Source organism: Paenibacillus dendritiformis, from assembly GCF_021654795.1.
Classification (GTDB): domain Bacteria; phylum Bacillota; class Bacilli; order Paenibacillales; family Paenibacillaceae; genus Paenibacillus_B.
On record NZ_AP025344.1, the window covers coordinates 2,948,135 to 2,964,924 of the forward strand.

At 58.0% G+C, this 16,790-nt stretch carries 16 protein-coding genes; 10 read left to right on the forward strand and 6 right to left on the reverse strand.

Annotated features, from left to right (window positions below):
- Positions 1-14: 14 nt before the first annotated feature.
- From L6439_RS12900 to L6439_RS12920, 5 genes are all read right to left on the reverse strand, one after another.
- Positions 15-209, reverse strand: a complete 195-nt coding sequence (locus tag L6439_RS12900) for a hypothetical protein (RefSeq protein ID WP_168180535.1) — start codon at positions 207-209, stop codon at positions 15-17.
- 16 nt (positions 210-225) lie between these two features.
- A complete protein-coding gene (locus tag L6439_RS12905) occupies positions 226-585 on the reverse strand; it encodes a hypothetical protein (RefSeq protein WP_168180536.1) in 360 nt (119 codons plus the stop codon).
- A gap of 236 nt (positions 586-821) precedes the next feature.
- The gene (gene cysW / locus L6439_RS12910) at positions 822-1,700 is read right to left on the reverse strand and encodes a sulfate ABC transporter permease subunit CysW (RefSeq protein WP_213469436.1); all 879 of its coding nucleotides are present in this window, start codon (positions 1,698-1,700) and stop codon (positions 822-824) included.
- Positions 1,701-1,784: 84 nt separating this feature from the next.
- Positions 1,785-2,648 (reverse strand): sulfate ABC transporter permease subunit CysT, encoded by an 864-nt coding sequence (cysT, locus tag L6439_RS12915; protein ID WP_213469435.1) that lies wholly within the window; start codon positions 2,646-2,648, stop codon positions 1,785-1,787.
- A gap of 38 nt (positions 2,649-2,686) precedes the next feature.
- The gene (locus tag L6439_RS12920) at positions 2,687-3,754 is read right to left on the reverse strand and encodes a sulfate ABC transporter substrate-binding protein (protein ID WP_168180539.1); all 1,068 of its coding nucleotides are present in this window, start codon (positions 3,752-3,754) and stop codon (positions 2,687-2,689) included.
- Between the two features lie 503 nt (positions 3,755-4,257).
- Between L6439_RS12920 and L6439_RS12925 the strand changes: the two genes are divergently transcribed.
- Positions 4,258-6,798: a DUF4855 domain-containing protein gene (locus L6439_RS12925; RefSeq protein ID WP_331253382.1), complete on the forward strand. Its 2,541-nt coding sequence runs from the start codon at positions 4,258-4,260 to the stop codon at positions 6,796-6,798.
- A gap of 105 nt (positions 6,799-6,903) precedes the next feature.
- On the opposite strand, the gene L6439_RS12930 is transcribed toward L6439_RS12925, so the two are convergent.
- Positions 6,904-7,203 (reverse strand): YerC/YecD family TrpR-related protein, encoded by a 300-nt coding sequence (locus tag L6439_RS12930; RefSeq protein WP_168180541.1) that lies wholly within the window; start codon positions 7,201-7,203, stop codon positions 6,904-6,906.
- A gap of 323 nt (positions 7,204-7,526) precedes the next feature.
- On the opposite strand from L6439_RS12930, the gene hppD reads away from it, so the two are divergent.
- The 9 genes from hppD to L6439_RS12975 all read left to right on the forward strand — a co-directional run bounded on the left by hppD (position 7,527) and on the right by L6439_RS12975 (position 16,661).
- Positions 7,527-8,639, forward strand: coding sequence for a 4-hydroxyphenylpyruvate dioxygenase (gene hppD, locus L6439_RS12935; RefSeq protein ID WP_168180542.1), 1,113 nt, complete (start codon positions 7,527-7,529; stop codon positions 8,637-8,639).
- Between the two features lie 30 nt (positions 8,640-8,669).
- A complete protein-coding gene (locus L6439_RS12940) occupies positions 8,670-9,281 on the forward strand; it encodes a flavin reductase family protein (protein ID WP_168180543.1) in 612 nt (203 codons plus the stop codon).
- A 25-nt stretch (positions 9,282-9,306) separates the two neighbouring features.
- A complete protein-coding gene (locus tag L6439_RS12945) occupies positions 9,307-10,242 on the forward strand; it encodes a fumarylacetoacetate hydrolase family protein (RefSeq protein ID WP_168180544.1) in 936 nt (311 codons plus the stop codon).
- A gap of 53 nt (positions 10,243-10,295) precedes the next feature.
- The gene (locus L6439_RS12950) at positions 10,296-11,477 is read left to right on the forward strand and encodes a homogentisate 1,2-dioxygenase (protein WP_168180545.1); all 1,182 of its coding nucleotides are present in this window, start codon (positions 10,296-10,298) and stop codon (positions 11,475-11,477) included.
- A 43-nt stretch (positions 11,478-11,520) separates the two neighbouring features.
- Complete coding sequence (locus tag L6439_RS12955; protein WP_168180546.1) at positions 11,521-12,249, forward strand: CoA transferase subunit A; 729 nt, start codon at positions 11,521-11,523, stop codon at positions 12,247-12,249.
- Positions 12,246-12,905: a 3-oxoacid CoA-transferase subunit B gene (locus L6439_RS12960; RefSeq protein WP_168180547.1), complete on the forward strand. Its 660-nt coding sequence runs from the start codon at positions 12,246-12,248 to the stop codon at positions 12,903-12,905. The genes L6439_RS12955 and L6439_RS12960 overlap by 4 nt, the downstream gene beginning before the upstream one ends.
- Positions 12,906-12,925: 20 nt before the next feature.
- The gene (gene hisC / locus L6439_RS12965) at positions 12,926-14,044 is read left to right on the forward strand and encodes a histidinol-phosphate transaminase (RefSeq protein WP_168180548.1); all 1,119 of its coding nucleotides are present in this window, start codon (positions 12,926-12,928) and stop codon (positions 14,042-14,044) included.
- 127 nt (positions 14,045-14,171) lie between these two features.
- Positions 14,172-15,299: an acetyl-CoA C-acetyltransferase gene (locus tag L6439_RS12970; protein ID WP_269155990.1), complete on the forward strand. Its 1,128-nt coding sequence runs from the start codon at positions 14,172-14,174 to the stop codon at positions 15,297-15,299.
- Positions 15,300-15,608: 309 nt separating this feature from the next.
- Positions 15,609-16,661, forward strand: coding sequence for an LLM class flavin-dependent oxidoreductase (locus L6439_RS12975; RefSeq protein ID WP_168180549.1), 1,053 nt, complete (start codon positions 15,609-15,611; stop codon positions 16,659-16,661).
- Positions 16,662-16,790: the final 129 nt, after the last annotated feature.

Genomic DNA, 16,790 nt, shown 5'->3' on the forward strand with positions numbered 1-16,790 from the left:
CTTATTTCAGCTTGTTAGGAGAGAACTCGGACAAAGGACACCATATGAAGCTGAAAGATGGCGTACTGTCCATTGTCATACCCCGTCAACCGGGAAGTCCGGACAGTCAGCTTCATGTCATCGACGGATACGAGAACGCCTGTTATCAAATCCAATGCGCTTGCTACCTGGACTTGTTTCCCAAGCAATGAACGGAGCTTTTCTTTCATTTCAATCACCTTCCTCTTATTGACTCTGGAACGAGATGACTTGAGTCAGGTGCACGAGCACGATCGATCCATCCGACTCTCTAATTTCTGCATAGTCTTCACCGACCTCGTTAATCATTCCTTGAATCGTTCCCCCGAACGAGGTCAATTCAACCTGGCGGTGAACGTACCTTTCCAGCAATGGTTTGAGCGGTGAATCCGGGCTCCGTTTCCCTTCATTGTCTATCTCCTCCCGGATGGCTGTCCGAAGCGCTTGAACGAGCTTGTCTCCTTGCAGCTCGTCCACCGTGCCAGACTCCTTCACGACCTGCTTCATGAGTTGAGCCATTCCCTCAAAATAACGTTGCAACTCTTTTTCGTTTGCTTTCAATTTCACAATATTTCACCCGCCTTTCATTTCTCTCTTAATAGAGTATAGAAAAGGAAGAATGCTTGACTAAACTTCTCTCTATCTTTTGGCAAATTGGTCTGTTTGAACAATCAGCTTCAGATGGGGGGATAGGCCGTGCCTGGCCAATAGAGAGGGAGGCTTCATGCGAGCGGAGAGTCAAGCAGATCTATAGAAAAAAGAACATCCGTAGCGGATGTTCTTCGAATAAGACCGGATTGCGTTCAGGCCCGGGTCCGTTCGAGCCACTGCTTCGCCGCGAGCGTAAGGAGCGCCAGGGCGACCAGCAGCGAGGCCGAGGCGAACGCGGCAGAGAATTGATACTCGTTATACAGGATTTCCACATGCAAGGGGAGTGTGTTCGTCTCGCCGCGAATATGGCCGGAGACGACGGATACGGCTCCGAACTCGCCCATGGCGCGGGCGTTGCAAATAATAATGCCGTATAGCAGCCCCCATCTGATGTTCGGCAGCGTAATGCGGCGGAACATGGCCCATCCCTTCGCGCCCAGCGTGGCGGCCGCTTCTTCTTCCAGCGTGCCCTGAGCTTGCATGATCGGGATGAGCTCCCGCGCCACGAACGGAAAGGTGACGAACAGCGTCGCGAGCACGATGCCCGGAAGCGCGAACACGATCTGAACATCATGCGCCGCCAGCCAGGCGCCGAACCAGCCGTGAGCGCCGAACAGCAGAATGAAGAGGAAGCCCGCTATGACCGGCGATACCGAAAAGGGCAGGTCGATAAGCGTAATGAGCCATTGCTTGCCTCGAAAGGCGAATTTGGTCAGGCACCATGCGGCAGCGATGCCGAATATCGTATTCAGCGGCACGACGATGAGGGCCGTGATTAGCGTCAGCCGGATGGCCGACAGCGCGTCCGGCTCTGTCAATGCCGCGAAGTAGACGTCCGCGCCCCGCTTGAACGCCTGCGCGAAGACGGCCGCGAGCGGGAGCAAGAGGACGAGACCGATGAAACCGAGCGTGACGCCGATGAGCAGCCGGCGGACGAGCGGGGATTCGGTCGTGCAGCCGGCACGGGGCGCAAGCTTGCGGCACGCCGGCGGCGGGCAAGGGGAGACGGCAGCGGACGGAGAAGCGGCCATTCGTGTAGTCCTCCTTCGGGATGAAAGTATCGGAAATAAGCAGGGCGGCTGCCCCGGGAATGAACTCGGCAGGCGTTCCTGCCTTCATAGCGAGCTCATGCGGCGCGCCGACTTCCATTGCAGCGTATTGATAAGCAGCTGCAGCAGGAAGGACAGGGCGAGCATGACGAACGCGACGGCGGTGGCCCCCGCGTAGTCATATTGCTCCAGCTTCGTCATGATAAGCATGGGCGCGATCTCCGTCTTGTAAGGCATATTGCCGGAGATGAAGACGACCGAACCGTACTCTCCGATGCCGCGGGCGAAGGCAAGCGCGAATCCCGTCAGGAGAGACGGGAGGAGCTGCGGCACGATGATGCGACGGAAGACGGTCAGCCGCTTCGCGCCGAGCGTGGCGGCCGCTTCCTCGACCTCCGTCTCCCATGACTCCAGCACCGGCTGTACGGTGCGGACGACGAAGGGGAGACCGATGAAGACGAGGGCGATCCCGATGCCGATCGCGGAGTAGGCGCTCGGGATGCCGATTGCGTACAGCCAGCGGCCAATCCAGCCGTTCTCGGCGTAAATGGTCGTGAGCGCGATGCCCGCGACCGCGGTCGGCAGGGCGAAGGGCAGATCGATAATGCCGTCGATCAGCCGCTTGCCGGGGAACGTATAGCGCACGAGCACCCAGGCGACGACAAAGCCGAACACGACATTGACCAGTCCGGCGGCGAACGCCGCCGCGAAGCTGATGCGGTGGGCCGCGAGCACGCGCTCATCGAAGACGGCGGCCCAGAAGCCGCTCCAGTTCAGCTCAAGCGACTTCAGCACGACGGCGGACAGCGGGATGAGCACGAGCAGAGACAAATAGCCGACGGTAAAACCGAGCGTGATGCGGAATCCGGGCAGGACCGCATACGGCTTGCCTTTATGCGGGGTCTGTTTTGAGGGCGGTGCAGCTGTCATGGGCATTGCCTCCTCCTTTTTTCCGGGAGATCGAACATTTACCGTTTATAGATTTCGTCGAACAGCGCGCCGTCGGCGAAATGCTTCTTGTGGGCCTCGGCCCACCCGCCGAACTGTTCCCGGATGGTCAGCAGCTTCACTTGCGGGAAGCGCTGTTCGTACTTGGCGGCGACGGATTCCAAGCGCGGCCGGTAATAATGCTTGGCGGCGATTTCTTGCCCTTCCTCGCTATACAAATAGTCGAGGTATGCTTCCGCCGCCTCGCGCGTTCCCCGCTTATCCACGATCCCGTCCACGACCGCCACGGGCGGCTCCGCCAGAATGCTTAGGCTGGGCACCACGATCTCGAATTTATCCTTGCCCAGCTCGTTGGTCGCCAGGAACGCCTCGTTCTCCCACGAGATCAGCACGTCGCCGATGCCGCGCTCGACGAACGTGGTCGTCGCGCCGCGCGCGCCGGAATCGAGGACGGGCACGTTGAGGTAGAGGCTGCGCAGCCATTCCTTCGCCTGGACCTCATTGTTGCCGCTAGCCTCCAGCGCATAGCCCCAGGCGGCAAGATAGTTCCATCGCGCGCCGCCCGATGTCTTCGGATTCGGCGTGATGACCTGGACATCCGGCTTCACGAGATCGTTCCAATCGCGGATGCCTTTCGGGTTGCCCTTGCGGACGAGGAACACGATGGCAGAATAATAGGGAGCGCTGTTGTCCTTCAATCGTTTTTCCCACCCGTCGTTGATCAGGCCGGCCTGTTGGATGGCATCGATATCGTAAGCCAGGGCGAGGGTGACGACATCGGCCTGCAGCCCGTCGATAACGGAACGCGCCTGCTTGCCGCTGCCGCCATGGGATTGCTTCACGGTGATGGATTGCCCTGTCTTCTTCTGCCAATAAGCCGCAAATGCCTGATTGTAATCCGCGTACAGCTCGCGCGTCGGATCGTAGGAGACGTTCTGAAGCACGATGGTCTCCGTGCCGCTCCCATCCGTTCCGCCTTGGGAATCCGTCTTCGCGCCACCGGTTCCGCTTCCGCAGGCGGCCGTCAGGCTCATCGCCGCGATAAGTGCCCACAGCATCGCTTTTTTTCGGTAGGGTCTGCCCTTCATCTTGCATGCTCCTTTCTCTCGGCGGCTTCCAGCTTCTGCGCTGGGCCGTCCGCACCCTTTAATTTGAACGCGCCACATTTTATTGATAACTCCGATGGGACAACTTGGATATTAGGGCGTATGCAAGTAATGGTATCAGCCCTCCTGCGCAGCAGTCAATAAAGATTTGCAGCAATGCAACTTATTCCCATCTTCATCGAAAGAGCCGTGTCTGCGTTCTCGAAAACGTTTTAAATTGATGCAGTTCCGGCAGATGGAGGTCCGGTTTTATCCATATTGCGCATTAGGGAGGTAAACAACTGTATATGAAAGTCATAACAAATCTCTTTCCATCGGGTTAGAAGGTCTTTTATTGTTATAGTGAAGGCGCTTACATATAGGACTTCGAAGGATTTATGACCTGTGCGTCTCCGGGAAGGGAGGGAGTTGATAGGCGTCGGGCGCGAGGCCGTCGCGCCAAGAGAAGCGGCATGGGGGAATGTAAACCACACTCAGGAGGGAAAATGATGCTGTCTTTGAAAAAGAGAATATCCCTGGTCTTATGCATAATGATGCTGTTCACCTTCATTCCGGTTCCGAATGCGCATGCGGCCGAGAGCGGGCCGGAGCTCCGCAATCTGGCCAAGGATTCCACGTATGTATGGTCGGAGGCGCCGGATTATCGCTACCCGGATACCGGCAACAAGCTGACGGACGGCAAAACCGGCGGCACGAACGTGCTGGATCCGGCATGGACCGGACATTTGCAGAAGCAGACGCGGGAGATCGTATTCGACCTGGGGGAGGCAAAGTCGATCTCCGGCATTAAGTCCCACTTCCTTCAGGATTGGCCCGGATCGGCCATCCTGTTCCCATTGACGGTATCGATATACGTCTCGAACGATAACGTGAATTGGGGAGAGGTCTCCCACAAGGCGACCGAGCTGCTGTGGGTCGACGGTCCGCCAAAGGAACAGTACTATGTGTGGGATGGCAGCAAGGATGGCATTCCTGCGGCGGGGCCCGATGCGAAGATGGCATATGCGCGTTACGTCAAAGTGATGTTCTCGATGCACCCGAAAGCCTGGACCTTCCTCGACGAGATCGAGATCATCGGAGCGGACGGCAGGCTGGAAGGGGCCTCGGAGGTGCCTGCCAAGCCGTTCGAGTATTTGCGCCCGGGCGCGGATACGGCCGGAATCCGCAATCTGTCGCTCGTCTATAACGGGTACTACAGCGATGCGCCGGAATGGACGAAGGATAATCTGATTCCCGAGATCGGCTATGTCAACAAAAACGGAGAACTGACGGACTGGTTCTTCGACGGCGTGCTGATGCTCGGCCTGAAGTCGCCCGAAGGACGCGATTTGGGGTATGATTCGCTCTTGCCGGACTGGAAATGGTATCTCGACAAAACCTTCAAGCCGGAAGGCGATATGAGCCAGTTGAATGAAGCGGTGAAGGAAGTCGGGCAGAAGTTGAATCAGCCGGACTACAAGATGAAGGTGGTGACGATGATCCCGCTTCCGGCCGAGCATGTGACGGACTTCGGCGATGTGGACGGGGACGGCGTGTCCGAGAACTTCAGTGAGGGAAGCGTCGGCCGGGAGCAGGCGCTGGCCAATCGGCAGAAGGCGGTCCGCTGGTGGATCCAGGAAGTCCTCAAGCGTTGGGAAGAGAACCCGTACTCCAACCTGGAGCTTGTCGGCCTGTATTGGCTGGATGAGTCGATCAGCACCAGCGAATCGGGTCCGGAGTTCGTCCGCAGGGTCAATGCCGATGTGCATGCGCAGGGCCTGACATCGTTCTGGATTCCGCACTCTATGGCATATAAAGCCTTTATGTGGAAGGATGCCGGATTCGATGCGGCAGCCTACCAGCCGAACTACTTCTTCGAGCCGCTGCCGATCGATCGTCTGGTTGACGGAGTCAAAACGGCGAAGCGGTTCGGCATGGGCGTAGAACTCGAGTTCGACAACCGCATGCTGGTGGACGAGGCATTCCGCAAGCGGTTCCATGAATATCTTGACGCTGCCTATGAGTATGGCTTTGCCAGCCCGGACACGTTCAAAGCGTACTACAAGGGCAGCGGTCCGGTGCTGCGCGAAGCGGCGTACAGCCAGGATCCACAAATTCGCGAGCTGTACGACAGATTGTATCAACTGGCGAAAGGCAAAAGCACGGGCGGCAATACGGCGCCTGCAGCGGCGGACGCCTCGTTCCGCACGGCGGCCAATACCCCGGTAAGCGGCACGCTCACGGCTAGCGACAGCGACGGAGACAGACTGAAATACAGCATTGTCGACAACGGCACGAAAGGGAAGGCCGTGGTGACGGACGCGTCGACAGGCGCCTTCACCTATACGCCGAATGAGGGAGAGACGGGCCCGGACACGTTCACCTTCAAGGCGAACGACGGCCAATCCGATTCGAATATCGCCACCATCACGGTAACCATCGATTCGGCGGCAGCCGGATGGCAGACCCGATTGACCGGGGCAAGCAGCGTTCAGCCGGGGGAGAAGTTCACCGTAACGTACGGCTTGAACGGCGGCTCGCAGAGCATCTATGCGCAGGATATCCGAGTCGAGTATGATCCGGCTTTTATGGAACCGGTGTCCGTCAAATCGGTCAAGAAAGGCATCAGTCTGGTCGAGAGCGATAAGAAGACGCCCGGCAAGCTGCATCTGATTGTGGCGAGCCAAGGCGAGGGCAATGCGGTCAATGGCGCGGCGGATCTGCTGGAGCTGACCTTCCGCGTGAAGAAGGAGATCGGTTCGAACACCGGCGATATCTCTATCTCCAGCGCGGTGCTCGGCGACGAGCAGGGACGGGAAGCGCAGGCGGCGCCCTTTTCCAAGACGATTCAAGCCGGTGTACCGCTTCCCGGGGACTATAATGGGGACGGCAAGGTAACCGTCGGCGATCTGGGCATCGTCGCCTCTCATTACGGCAAGACGAAGCACAGCCCGGATTGGGAAGAGATAAGGCATATGGACGCGAACGGCAACGGGAAAATCGATGACCAGGATTTGGCCTTCGTCAGCCGCAAGCTGATGAACTAGAAGGGGCCGACACGCGCTAAGCGCTTGCGTTTAGCATGTGTCGGCTCTTTTGCCGGCAAAACATCTGAATGAGACGGAGCCGCGGAGAGCTTCCCGGTCCCGATTTTATTGCTGTTCCTCTTCAAGCCTGCCGAGCATGAGCCGGTAACTTCCGTTGCCATAGTGCAGGATACGCTTGACGCGCGAGATAATGGCCGTGCTGGCGCCGGTCTCCGCTTCGATCTCCATGTACGTGCTGCCGTTCAACAGCATTTTGGCGACTTCCAGCCGTTGGGACAAGGCCTGCAATTCTTTCGGAGTCGTCAAGTCCTCGAAAAAATCATAACATTCCTCGATGCTTTGCAGCTTCATAATGACTTCCAACAATTGCTCGACGGCCGGGTCGCCGGAACGCTTGGCATACATATCGTCCTATCAACTCCAATTCGAAATGAATACCATAAATGCGCATACTCCTTATTTTTTGACAAGAAGCCGCCCATTTCCTTCTGTTTGTTCAAAAAACATTCACAATTTCGAGCCTTTCCGAAAAAACGGCCTGCAACTTGGAGATGCTTCACTGCGCTAGCGTCCCGATGCGGTTGATCCCTGCCGGATTTATGCGCCGGGGTGCAGCCGCGTTTCATCCGCCGCGCGTTGGAGCATGCTCGCGTTCGAGTACGCTTTTGCTAGATATTGGAATCCGTCATATACTCTCAGTGGCAGCAATCAAGCGTAGGAGGGTGTTTATGAAAAAACAAGCGATTACCGAAAGAACGGAGCAAGAAATCTTCCCGATTCAGGACATCGACTACATTGAATTTTATACGGGGAACGCGAAGCAGGCGATGCACTATTTCGTCAAAGGGTACGGATTCCGGCCAATCGCCTATTCCGGCTTGGAGACCGGCAACCGGGAGCAAGTATCGTATGTTGTCGAGCAGAACAAAATTCGGTTCGTACTCTCCGGCGCTCTCTCCGACAGGCATCCAATTGCCGAGTTCGTCAAATTGCACGGCGATGGGGTCAAAGATGTCGCATTGCGGGTCAGCAATGTTGAAAAGGCTTACAAGGATGCGGTCTCGCGCGGCGGAATCCCGGTTATGGAGCCCGCCGAGTATTCGGATGAGCACGGCAAGGTCAAAAAAGCGATTATCGGCACGTATGGCGACACGATTCATACGCTGATAGAGAGGGACGATTATAACGGGCTGTTCTTGCCTGGCTATGAATCGATCGAGGACAGTCTGCCGCATCTGCCGACGGGACTGATCGGCATCGACCATGTCGTCGGCAACGTGGAGCGAATGGATGAATGGGTTGCTTACTATGAAAAAGTGATGGGCTTCAAGCAAATGATTCATTTCGATGACGAGGATATCAGCACGGAATATTCGGCCTTGATGTCCAAAGTGATGCATAACGGAGGCAGAATCAAATTTCCGATCAACGAGCCGGCGACCGCCAAGCGCAAATCGCAGATCCAGGAGTATCTGGAATATTACAACGGCCCTGGCGTGCAGCATCTTGCTCTGCTGACGAACGACATCGTCACGACGGTGACGGCGCTCCGCGCGAACGGGGTGGAGTTCCTGAGCACGCCGGATTCTTACTACGATATGCTGACGGAACGGGTAGGACAGATCGATGAGGATATCGCCAAGCTGAAGGAACTGAAAATTTTGGTCGATCGCGATGATGAAGGCTATTTGCTGCAAATCTTCACGAAGCCGCTGGTCGACAGACCGACGCTGTTTTTTGAGATCATTCAACGCAAAGGAGCCGTCGGCTTCGGCGAAGGCAACTTCAAGGCCTTGTTCGAATCGATCGAACGGGAGCAGGAACGCCGCGGCAACTTGTAGTCCCGCGCCGCAGGAAGGAGTAGAAGCCGCATGGAAATCGCACCGCATGAGCTGCACTGGAGAGACGCTTATAAGCTGATGATAGGCTCCATCCTGCCGCGTCCGATTGCTTTTGTGTCCACGATCGATTCGGAAGGTACGGCGAATCTGGCCCCGTTCAGCTTCTTCACGGCCATCTGCGCGGAGCCGCTCCTGATCTGCTTCGCCCCGATGCGCCGGGGAACGGACGGCCGCAAGAAGGATACGCTTGTCAATATTGAAGCGACCGGCGAATTCGTGGTCAATATCGTCGGGGAACGGATCGTCGAACCGATGAATGAGACGGCCGCCGAATTCGATCCGGAGGTGGATGAGTTCCAGGCGTCGGGTTTGACCCCGATCCCGAGCGAGCTCATCCGTCCTTACCGGGTGAAGGAGAGCGGCATTCATATGGAGTGCGTGCTCCATGATATCCTTCATTTCGGCGACCAGGCGGGCGCCGGGAGTCTCGTCATCGGCAGGGTCGTGCTGATGCATATTAACGACGAGCTGTATGCCGACGGCAAAATCGACATGGAGAAGCTGTTGCCGATCGGACGCATGGCCGGCCATGTCTATACCCGGGCCGTCTCCGACACATTTATGCTGGAGAGAAAAAAGTAGCGGGATACGGTAAGCGGGAGGTTCTATGAAATTCGTGACATTTGACACCGGCACGGGCGCGCCGCGCGCCGGCTGGCTGAGAGAAGGCTGCGTCGTCGACATGCATGCCGCCAGCGCGGGGCGGCTGCCGGGCGACTTGCTGGAATTCGTGCGTCATCATGAGGATTATATGGAGGAAGCGGGGAGACTCGATCGCCGCCTTGGTCCCGATGCGGAAGCGATGCTTGCGCATCCGGGCGTCTATCCTGCGGCCGATGCCGCCCTGCTCGCGCCGATTCCGAAGCCGCCGAGCGTCCGCGATTTCTATGCCTTCGAAGCGCATGTGATCGGGGCACGGCGGCGGCGGGGGCTCGACATGGTTCCGGAATGGTACCGGTTCCCGGTGTTCTATTTCAGCAACCATCAGGCCATCTCCGGTCCGGACGCGCTCATCCGCAGGCCGGCCGCCGCCTCCGCTCTGGATTACGAGCTGGAGGTGGCCTGCGTCATCGGCAAGCAAGGACGCGATATTCAGGCAGAAGAAGCGGACGCTTATATTTTCGGCTATTGCATCATGAACGACTGGAGCGCCCGCGATCTCCAGCGTGAGGAAGTGAAGGTCGGCCTGGGCCCGGCCAAAGGCAAAGATTTCGCCACGTCGCTAGGTCCATATCTCGTCACCAAGGACGAGCTGGAGCGCTATCGCTCCGGCGGGCGCCACGAGCTGGAGATGACCGCTCGCGTCAACGGCGTCGAGCTGTCGCGCGGCAATATGCGCGATCTCTATTATACGTTCGGGGATATGATCGCGCGGGCTTCGGCAGACGCCACGCTGTACCCCGGCGATATTATCGGATCGGGGACGGTCGGCACCGGCTGCCTTCTCGAGCTGGGACCGGAAGCGCACCGCTGGCTGGAGTCCGGCGATGTCGTCGAATTGGAAGTCACGGGGCTCGGCCTGCTGCGCAACACCATCGGTTGAACGGCAAAGAAACCGAACGGCCGATGCTGAATTGAGAGAGGAGGATGCATGTCATGGCCTATTACCGCCGCATGGGAGACATTCCGGGCAAAAGGCATACGATGTTCCGCAAGCCGGACGGCACGCTGTACCGTGAGCAAGTGATGGGAACGAAGGGCTTCTCCGGCATTCAGTCGATCTTATATCACCATCATGCGCCGACGGCTGTCGCCAAGGCGGAAGTGCACGCTGCCTTCGACATTGAATTCGAAGAGCAGAGCGCGCTGCGCCACCGCCATCTGCTGACCGGCGACTGCACGGATACGGGCGATGCCGTCGAAGGCAGACGATATATGCTGGGCAACGAGGATTTGCTCATCGCCATTGCGAACGCCGACCGGCCGATGGATTATTTCTACCGGAACGGAGACGGGGACGAGCTGTTGTTCGTGCATGAAGGGGAGGGCGCGGTAGAGACGATGTTCGGCACCCTTCGTTACCGGGCGGGAGATTATATCGTGATCCCGATCGGAACGATCTATCGCGTCATACCGGAACCGGGGCGCACGAAGCTCTTGGCCGTAGAGACGAACAGCTGGATTACGACGCCGAAGCGCTATCGCAACTCGCATGGCCAGCTTTTGGAACACAGCCCATTCTGCGAGCGGGATTTCCGCGGTCCGGAGAAGCTGGAAACCTATACCGAGACCGGCGAGTTCGAGGTAAGAACGAAGTCTAGAGGATATATTCACCTGCATATGTTTAATCATCATCCGTTCGATGTCGTAGGCTGGGACGGGTATTTGTACCCTTGGATTTTCAATATTGCCGATTTCGAGCCGATTACGGGCCGCATCCATATGCCGCCGCCGATACATCAGACCTTCGAGGGGAATAACTTTGTCGTCTGCTCCTTCGTTCCCCGGTTATACGACTACCATCCCGAAGGGATTCCGGCTCCTTATTTCCACAGCAACGTAGACAGCGACGAGGTGCTCTATTACGTCCGGGGCAACTTCATGAGCCGCAAAGGCGTGAAGGAAGGTTCCATCACTTTGCATCCGTCGGGCATTCCGCACGGCCCGCATCCCGGCAAGATCGAAGACAGCATCGGCAAAAAAGAAACGACGGAGCTGGCGGTCATGATCGATACGTTCCGGCCGCTGCGCGTCGTCAAGCAGGCGCTGTCGTATGAGGATAGCCAATATATGTACAGCTGGTGCGCCGATTCGCCGGAAGCGTCGCCTACCGTGTAAGGGCGATTAGGCGCGAGATATGCCGATGAAAGGAGCGCATGGCATGAAGAATGGGAAAGTCGTGCAATCCGCCGCCGAGGCGATACAAGGCATTCAGGACGGCGCCACCTTGATAGTGGGCGGATTCGGCCTGTGCGGTATCCCCGAGCTGGCCATCGCCGCGCTGAGAGACAGCGGCGTGAAGAATCTGACCGTCGTCAGCAACAATTGCGGCGTGGACGACTGGGGGCTCGGCCTCCTGCTGGCGAACCGCCAGATTAAGAAGATGATCGCTTCGTATGTCGGGGAGAACAAAATATTCGAGCGCCAGCTTCTGAACGGCGAGCTGGAGGTGGAGCTCGTTCCGCAGGGCACGCTGGCCGAGCGCATCCGCGCGGGCGGAGCCGGCATCCCGGCCTTCTATACGGCGACGGGCGTAGGAACGCCGGTGGCGGAAGGCAAGGAGCATAAACAGTTCAACGGCCGCACATATATGATGGAAGAGGCGATTGTCGGCGATTTTGCGTTCGTCAAGGCGTGGAAAGGGGATACGCTCGGCAATCTCATCTATCGGAAGACGGCCCGGAACTTCAATCCGCTGGCGGCGACGGCGGGCAAAATTACGATTGCCGAGGTGGAGGAGCTGGTCGAGCCGGGACAGCTGGATCCGAATCATATTCACACGCCCGGCATCTATGTGCAGCGGGTGCTCCACGGGACCGGATACGAGAAACGGATTGAACGGCGCGTCGTGCAGCCGGCGGCGCGGCAAGGAACGGGGGGATTCGCATGAGTGACGCGCGCGAGGCTATCGTCCGGCGAGCGGTGCTGGAGATTGCGGACGGAATGACGGTCAATCTCGGCATCGGCATGCCCACCCTCATCGCCGGCGTCATTCCGCCGGAGTTCAATGTGATGCTCCACTCCGAGAACGGCCTGCTCGGCCTCGGTCCGTACCCGCAGGAAGGGACCGAGGATCCGGATCTGATTAATGCGGGCAAGGAGACGGTAACCGTCGTGGAAGGCGCCTCCTATTTCGACAGCGCCGAATCGTTCGCCATGATCCGGGGCGGACATATCGATCTGGCGATCCTGGGCGGGATGGAAGTATCGGAACAGGGCGATCTGGCGAATTGGATGATTCCCGGCAAAATGATCAAGGGCATGGGAGGCGCCATGGATCTGGTGAACGGCGCCCGGCGCATCGTCGTCATTATGGAGCATGTGAACAAGCACGGCGAACCCAAGATCAAGCGCGAATGCAGCCTGCCGCTGACGGGCAGACGAGTGGTCAACAGGTTAATTACCGATCTGGCCGTGTTTGATTTTACCGAAGAAGGCATGGTCTTGATCGAGACGCAGCCGGGAGTTGACGCGGAAGAGATTCGGCACAAAACCGAGGCGCCGTTCCGGGTAAGTCCCGCGTTGGCGTCCCGGGCATCGGAGTAAAGGAGCAAGGAGGATATTCTATGCAGGTCTCTGTCAAGATTCCGACGAGAAAGGAAATCGAACCGTTAGGCGTTTACGTGCCGGGCAAACCGATTGAAGAGGTAAAAAGGGAGTTCGGCCTTACGGAGATTATCAAGCTCGCGTCCAATGAAAATCCGTACGGCTGCTCGGAGCTGGCCGCCCAGGCCGTCGTCCGCGAAATGGAGAAGTGCGCTCTGTATCCGGAAGGCACCGCCCCCGAATTGGCGGCGAAGCTGGCCGCCCGCCTTGGCGCGGATCCGGAATATTTCATCGTCGGCAATGGCTCTGACGAGATTATCCGCTTATTGACGCGGAGCTATATCGCGGCAGGGGACGAAGCGATTATGGCCGATGTCACGTTCTCCCGCTACGAGACGAACGTCCGCATCGAGGGCGGCGTTCCGGTAACGGTGCCGCTCATGGACGGCGTTCATGATCTGGCCGGCATGCTGAAGGCGATCGGCAGCAGGACGAAGATGATCTTCGTATGCAATCCGAACAATCCGACCGGGACGATCGTGGGGCGGAACGAGCTGCGTGCCTTCATCGAGCAGGTGCCGTGCCATATTTTGCTGGTCATCGACGAGGCTTATTACGAATATGTATCCGATCCGGATTACTTGCAGACCGTGCCGCTGCTTGCCAGCTATCCGAACCTGGTCATCCTCCGCACGTTCTCCAAAATCTACGGTCTGGCGGCGCTGCGGGCCGGTTACGGCATGATGCACCCAAGCATCGTGCAGGAGCTGATCAAAGTGAAGGAACCGTTCAACTCGAACCGGATGGCGCAAGCCGCGGCAATCGCCTCCTTGGACGATGAAGCCTTCGCCGCCGACTGCGCGCGGCGGAATGAGGCGGCCCGCACGAAGCTGGTCTCGGAGCTGAAGCAGCTCGGGTTGTCCTGCTATCCATCGCATGCCAATTTCCTGATGGTGAAGCTGGGCCGCTCCGGAGACGACGTCTTCCGCTCCTTGCTGGCGAAGGGCGTGGTGGTCCGTGCCGGCAGCCTGCTCGGCTATCCGGACACGATCCGCGTCTCCATTGGAACGGAGCAGGACAATCAGGTATTCATCGAGGCGCTGCGGCAAATCCTCGGGCCGGACGGACAGCCGGCGTAAATGAAGCGGGATGCCTCATGCATCCTTGTGCATATCGATTCCTTACCTCGTATAATTGCGGAATGGGGGTGTCGGTCTGACGGACGTTGTGATTGCAAGCGCCGTACGGACGGCGATCGGGGCGTTCATGGGCGGATTGAGCGCAGTGCCGGCGGTTGAGCTCGGAGCGCGGGCCATTACGGAAGCGCTGCGGCGCGCCGGGATCCGGCCGGAAGACGCGCAAGAGGTGATGATGGGCAATGTGCTGCAGGCGGGCAGCGGCCAAGGCCCCGCTCGTCTGGCGGCGATGAAGGCGGGCCTGCCCTGCGAGGTGCCGGCCGTAACGATCAATAAAATATGCGGCTCGGGTCTCAAAGCGGTCATCATGGCCGCGCAGGCCGTCAAGTCGGGCGATGCGGATCTGATCATCGCGGGCGGCATGGAAAATATGTCGATGGCCCCCTATTTGCTGATGCAAGGAAGAGCCGGATACCGGCTGGGGGACGGAGTGGTCGTGGACAGCGTCCTCAAAGACGGGCTCACCTGCTCGATTGGCGGCATCCATATGGGACAGACCGCGGAAAATATCGCGGCGAAGTACCGGATTGCGCGGGAGGAGCAGGACGCTTATGCCTTGACGAGCCAGCAGAGGGCCCGCGAGGCATGGGAGCGCGGCGAATTCTCCGCCGAGATCGCGCCGGTGGAGATCCGGACCAAGAAGGGGCTGACGACGATCGATGCGGATGAGCACCTGCGCCCGGATGTGACCGCTGCTGCGCTGGCCCGGCTCAAGCCTGCCTTCCAGCCGGACGGCACGGTCACGGCCGGCAACGCTTCGGGGATTAACGACGGGGCGGCGGCGCTTGTTGTCTGCTCCGGGAGCATGGCGAAGCAGATGGGGCTGCCCGTGCTTGCGCGCATCCGCGGTTACGCCTGCACGGGCGTGGACCCCGCCTTGATGGGCATGGGTCCCGTCTCGGCCGCGCAAGCGGCGGTGAAGAAGGCGGGGATGTCCATCGCGGATATCGACCTGGCGGAATTAAATGAAGCGTTCGCCGCCCAGGCGATCGCCGTCATCCGCGAACTCGGCCTCGATCCGGCGATCGTCAATGTGAACGGCGGCGCCATCGCGCTCGGGCATCCTATCGGAGCCAGCGGGGCGCGGATCCTCGTGACGCTGCTGCATGCGATGAAGCGCAGGCAGGCGGCCGCCGGACTGGCCGCCTTATGCGTCGGCGGCGGCCATGGCGTCGCGGTCGTCGTCGAACAAGTGTAAAAGATAGAATTGGGAGCGCCTCCGATTGTATGTGGATCGGAGGTGTTGTCGTTTGAGCGCCGGGCACAGCAAGGAAGCAGCTGCCTTACTGTGCCCGGCATGGGATTTCAGAAGCTGCAGTTCCCCATCAAGTTGTAGTTGCTGCAGGTCAGGGTTCCATGTAATGTGGAACTCGATTTTTTTATACAGAAAATCATTGAAAATTAAAAAAACAGCCTATGAAATAATGAAAATAAGTGGTAAATTAATATACCGTCTGTAGTGTGCGCATTATGAACATGAACACCATTGGAAAAGAGGAAATCGATCGTGGAACTAGGTATAAGCACGTTTGTCGAGACAACACCTGATGTCAGCACGGGAACAACGATAAGTCACGCGGAGCGGCTTCGTGAAGTAGTGGAGGAGATTGTTCTCGCGGATCAGGTAGGACTGGATGTATATGGGGTGGGCGAGCATCACCGCCGTGATTTTGCGGCATCATCTCCTGCGGTTGTATTAGCTGCTGCTGCATCTAAAACAACGAATATTCGGCTGACGAGCGCCGTTATGATTTTGTCATCTGCTGATCCCGTACGCGTATTTCAAGATTTTGCAACACTTGACGGCCTGTCTAATGGACGGGCAGAGATTATGGTCGGCCGAGGCTCCTTTCTCGAATCATTCCCCTTGTTCGGTTACGATCTGGACGATTATGAAGAGCTGTTCGATGAGAAGCTGGAGCTGCTGCTGCACATTCAGAAGTCGGAGAACGTAAGCTGGAGCGGGAAGCACCGCCCTGCGATTCCGGGTCTGGGCATCTATCCGCGCCCCGTACAGGATCCTTTGCCGGTCTGGATTGGAAGCGCAGGAAGTCCGGAATCGGCGATTCGTGCAGGGGCATTGGGACTTCCATTTGTTCTTGCCATTATCGGAGGAGTGAAGCCGCTCGACTACGCTTCACAGGTTGGGCTTTACAAGAAAGCGGCTGCTGAGGCTGGTCATGATGTAACCCGGTTGCCAATTGCTTCACATTCCCACGGTTTTGTTGCGAAGACTCAAAAAGAAGCAATCGAAACGTTCTTTCCGTCAACATTTGCAAGAACTAACGCAAGAGCCGCTGAAAAAGGTGCGCCCCCGTACACGAGAGCGGATTATGACGCGGCCTGCAGCTGGGAAGGCGCCCTATACGTTGGCGACCCGGAAACCGTAGCCCGAAAAATTATTCATCTTCGCAAGCATGTTGGCGTCACCAGATTCATGTTACATATGCCGCACGGTACTATGCCTCATGAAGAGGTCATGGAAGCGATACGGCTATTCGGAACGGAAGTAGCGCCTCGTGTAAGAGAAGAGGTAGCAGGTTGGGAGCAACCTCAATAGTTGAGCTAGATTCGAACGGGAGTATCGCACAGGCGCTGCAAAAGGATGGAAATGACGAGCTGACAGAGAATGCGGATGCGGGAAAAACGGCGGCCGCAAACCGGACGAAGCATTGAAATGCTGCGTGGG